The 4,004-nt window shown below is 72.3% G+C and carries 4 protein-coding genes; 1 reads left to right on the top strand and 3 read right to left on the bottom strand.

All coding sequences use genetic code 11. From position 1 onward, the window contains the following. A partial coding sequence (locus tag AX737_RS09285) for a glycosyltransferase (RefSeq protein WP_156453613.1) occupies positions 1–904 on the top strand: 904 nt, incomplete at its 5' end. A 48-nt stretch (positions 905–952) separates the two neighbouring features. On the opposite strand, the gene AX737_RS09280 is transcribed toward AX737_RS09285, so the two are convergent. From AX737_RS09280 to AX737_RS09270, 3 genes are all read right to left on the bottom strand, one after another. After that, positions 953–2,671 (bottom strand): AMP-binding protein, encoded by a 1,719-nt coding sequence (locus tag AX737_RS09280; protein ID WP_066920807.1) that lies wholly within the window; start codon positions 2,669–2,671, stop codon positions 953–955. A gap of 65 nt (positions 2,672–2,736) precedes the next feature. Next, positions 2,737–3,510, bottom strand: coding sequence for an enoyl-CoA hydratase (locus AX737_RS09275; RefSeq protein WP_066920805.1), 774 nt, complete (start codon positions 3,508–3,510; stop codon positions 2,737–2,739). Further along, a partial coding sequence (locus AX737_RS09270) for an NAD-binding protein (protein ID WP_156453612.1) occupies positions 3,507–4,004 on the bottom strand: 498 nt, incomplete at its 5' end. The genes AX737_RS09275 and AX737_RS09270, both read right to left, overlap by 4 nt.

Here is a 4,004-nt window from a genome sequence, read left to right as displayed (position 1 = left end):
TTCCCGCCTGTTTCTCACCGGCGGGGTGCTGGCGGGGCTCCTCGACGGGCGCCGGCCCTACGCGGTGACGCTGCACGATTTCCAGTGGTACTGCCCGCGGGTGAACCTCACCGACGGGCGGCGCTTCTACTGCGGCGAGCCGCCCCCGCAGGTCTGCCAGATCTGCGTCGAGGGCGACCTCGACTACGATTTCGGCGACCAGGGCGGGCTGATCCGGTCCGACATGCCGGGCTTCCTCGCCTTCAACGAACGGCTTCTGCGCGGCGCCCGCGCACTCCTCGCGCCCTCGCGGGACACGGCCGAGCGCTACGCCCGGCGTTTCGGCCTGACGAACATCGCCGTCGTGCCGCACCCGGAGGCCGGACCGGGGCCGGCGCCGGACCGGCCGCGGCGCCACCGCGCGGCGGGCGCCCCGCTCCACGTCGCGGTCGTCGGCGCCATCGCCGAGCACAAGGGCTACGAGATCCTGCTGCGGCTCTGCGAGCAGGCGGCGCGCGAGCGGGCGCCGCTCTTCCTTACGGTGGTCGGCCACACGATCGACACGCCGCGCCTCCTGCGCCTCGGCAATGCCGCGGTCACCGGCCTCTACGCTCCGGAGGATCTGCCGGCGCTGCTCACGGAAGCGGATCCGGACGTCGTGTTCCTGCCGAGCGTCTGGCCCGAGACCTACTCCTACGTGCTCTCGGAAATCCGCGCCGCCGGCTACCCGGCCGTGGCCTTCGACCTCGGCGCGCCGGCCGAGCGGATCCGCGCGGAGGGCGGCGGCCACCTGATCCCGCCGACGCGGGACGCGAAGGTGCTGCTCGACGCGCTGCTGGCTTTGCGCGATCCGCCGCCGCTGGCGCCGTCGCCGCGCCCGCCGGTGCTGAACCTCGAGGCCTATTACCGGGCCTGCGGGTTCTGAGCCCGAGCACCCCCTCTCCCCGCATGACGGGGAGGGAGGTCCCGCAACCTAGTCCGGCTTCTTGCCCTCGCGAAGCTCCGGGAAATCCGCCTGCGTGAAGGCCGCGCCGCGGAAGGGGTCGTCGGTGCGGCCCTCGTGCTCCAGGCGGCGCAGCTGCACCCGGCGGATCTTGCCGGAGATCGTCTTCGGCAACTCCTCCACGAACTCGACGCCGCGCAGGCGCTTGAACTGCGCGAGCCGGGCGTTGGTGAAGCGGAAGATGTCGAGTGCGGTCGCGCGCCCGCCCTCGGCCGTGCCCACCAGCGTCACGTAGGCCTTCGGCACCGTGTGTCGGATCGGGTCGGGCGCGGGCACCACCGCGGCCTCGGCCACCGCCGGGTGCTCGATCAGCACGCTCTCCAGCTCGAACGGGCTGATCCGGTAGCCGGAGGACTTGAACACGTCGTCCGCCCGCCCGACGAAGGTGAACCGCCCCTCCGCGTCGAGGAAGGCGACGTCGCCCGTGCGGTAGAGCGCGCCGTCGGCCCCCGAGAGCCGGCCCGCACCGTCGTCGTAGCCCTGCATCAGCCCGGCCGGGCGCTCGTCCTCGAGCGCGAGGCAGACCTCGCCCTCGCTGGCGGGCTGGCCGTCGAGGTCGAGCACCCGCGCCCGGTAACCCGGCAGCGGCCGGCCCATCGAGCCCGGATGGACCGATTGGCCCGGCGTGTTGGCGACGAGCGCCGTGGTCTCGGTCTGGCCGTAGCCGTCGCGCACGGTGAGGCCCCAGGCCTCGCCGACCCGCTCGATGATCTCGGGGTTGAGCGGCTCGCCCGCCGCGCAGACCTCGCGCAGCGCGAGCGTCCACGCGGAGAGATCCTCCTGGATCACGAAGCGCCAGACGGTCGGCGGCGCGCACAGGGTGGTGGCGCCGTACTTCGCGGCCGCGTCGAGCAGCACCCGCGCGTTGAACGGCGCCTGGTTGACCACCAGGATCGTCGCGCCCGCGTTCCAGGGGGCGAAGAACGAGGACCACGCGTGCTTGGCCCATCCGGGCGAGGAGACGTTGCAGTGCACGTCGCCGGGCTGCAGCCCGAGCCAGTACATGGTCGAGAGGGCGCCGACCGGGTAGGAGCGGTGGCTGTGGCGCACCAGCTTCGGCTTCGCGGTGGTGCCGGAGGTGAAGTAGAGGAGCAGCGGGTCGTCCGCGCCCGTGGGACCGTCCGGCGCGAAGGTTTCGGACTCTGTGGACGCCGCCTCGTAGGCGGTCCAACCATCCGCTTCCGGACCCACGACGACGCGCAGGATCCCCGCTGTGTCGAGCCCGGCGAAGCGCTCGATCTGCTCGGGGCCGGCCACGATCATCCGGGGACGCCCGCGCTCCAGCCGGTCGGCGAGCTCCTCACCGGTGAGGAGCGTGGTGGCGGGGATGACCACCGCGCCGAGCTTCATCGCGGCCAGCATCGTCTCCCAGAGCGCCGGCACATTGCCGAGCAGCAGGAGCAGGTGGTCGCCGCGCCGGAGGCCCAGTCCGCGCAGATGGTTGGCGACTTGGTTCGACCGGCGGCCGAGTTCCCCGAAGGTCAGCGCGACGTCCGTGCCGGCGGCGGGCTCCACGATCCTGAGGGCCGCGCGGTCGCGGCTCTCCGGATCGCCGGCCAGCTCCGCGTCGAACCAGTCGAGCGCCCAGTTGAAGGGTACCGGGTCCGGCCAGCGGAAGCCGCCATAGGCCGCCTCGTAGTCGGTGCGGTGTGCGAGCAGCAGGTCTCGGGCCTCGCGAAAGCTCGGCATCGGCGCAATCTCCCAAGGTCGTTCTGTGGTGGAGCCGTTACCGCTCAGGGCAGCGGATCAGCCCTCTATCCGTGCGTGAATCTGGCCGGCCGCTTCTCCACGAAGGCGGCCATGCCCTCCTTCTGGTCCTGCGTGGCGAACATCGCGTGGAAGACCCGGCGCTCGAAGCGCACGCCCTCGGTGAGCGTGGTCTCGTAGGCGCGGTTGACCGCTTCCTTCGTCATCTGGGCGATCGGCAGCGACATCGAGGCGACGATCTCGGCGACCCGCATCGCCTCCCCCAGGAGTTCCGCGGCCGGCAGCACGCGGGAGACGAGGCCCGCGCGCTCGGCCTCGGCCGCGTCCATCATCCGGCCCGTCAGGCACATCTCCATGGCCTTCGACTTGCCGACGAACCGGGTGAGGCGCTGGCTGCCGCCGATGCCCGGCATCACGCCGAGCTTGATCTCGGGCTGGCCGAACTGCGCCGTGTCGGCGGCCAGGATGAAGTCGCACATCATGGCGAGCTCGCAGCCGCCGCCGAGCGCGTAGCCCGAAACCGCCGCGATGACGGGCGTGCGCGCCGCCGTGAAGCGCTCCCAGTCGGCGAAGCGGTCGCCCGCGTACATCTCGGCGTAGGTCGCCGCCTGCATCTCCTTGATGTCGGCGCCGGCCGCGAAGGCCTTCTCGGATCCCGTGATGACGATGCAGCCGATCTCCGGATCGACGTCGGCGCGGGTCACCGCGTCGATGACCTCGCCCGTGAGCTGCCGGTTGATGGCGTTGAGCGCCTTCGGGCGGTTCAGCGTGATCAGCAGGACGCGCCCGCGCGTCTCGGTGAGGATGGTCTCGTAGCTCATCGGCCCGCGTCTCCCGCCATGGTCCCGCGCAGCATACGGATGATGCCGGAAAAGTCCTCGCCCCCGTGCCCGAGCGCGTCGAACAGGGCGTAGAGCTGTGCCGCCTCGGCGCCGAGCGGCGTCGCGGCGCCGGCCGTGGCGGCGGCGGCCTGGGCAAGGCGCAGGTCCTTCAGCATCAGGGCGGCGGCGAAGCCGGGGCGGTAGTCGGTGTTGGCGGGCGATGCGGGCACGGGCCCGGGCACCGGGCAGTAGCTGGTGAGCGACCAGCACTGGCCCGAGGAGACGGAGGCCACGTCGAACAGGGCCTGTTCCGAGAGCCCGAGCTTCTCCCCCAGCGCGAACGCCTCGCACACGCCGATCATCGAGATGCCGAGGATCATGTTGTTGCAGATCTTGGCGGCCTGGCCCGCGCCCGCCGCGCCGCAATGGAACACGGCCTTGCCCATCTGGCGCAGGATCGGCTCGGCCCGCGCGAAGGCCGCGTCGGCGCCGCC

This window comes from Methylobacterium sp. CCH5-D2, from assembly GCF_001556475.1.
Taxonomy (GTDB): Bacteria; Pseudomonadota; Alphaproteobacteria; order Rhizobiales; family Beijerinckiaceae; genus Methylobacterium; species Methylobacterium hispanicum.
Note: the sequence above shows the minus strand (reverse complement) of the source record. Positions and strands in the feature narration are given on the sequence as shown.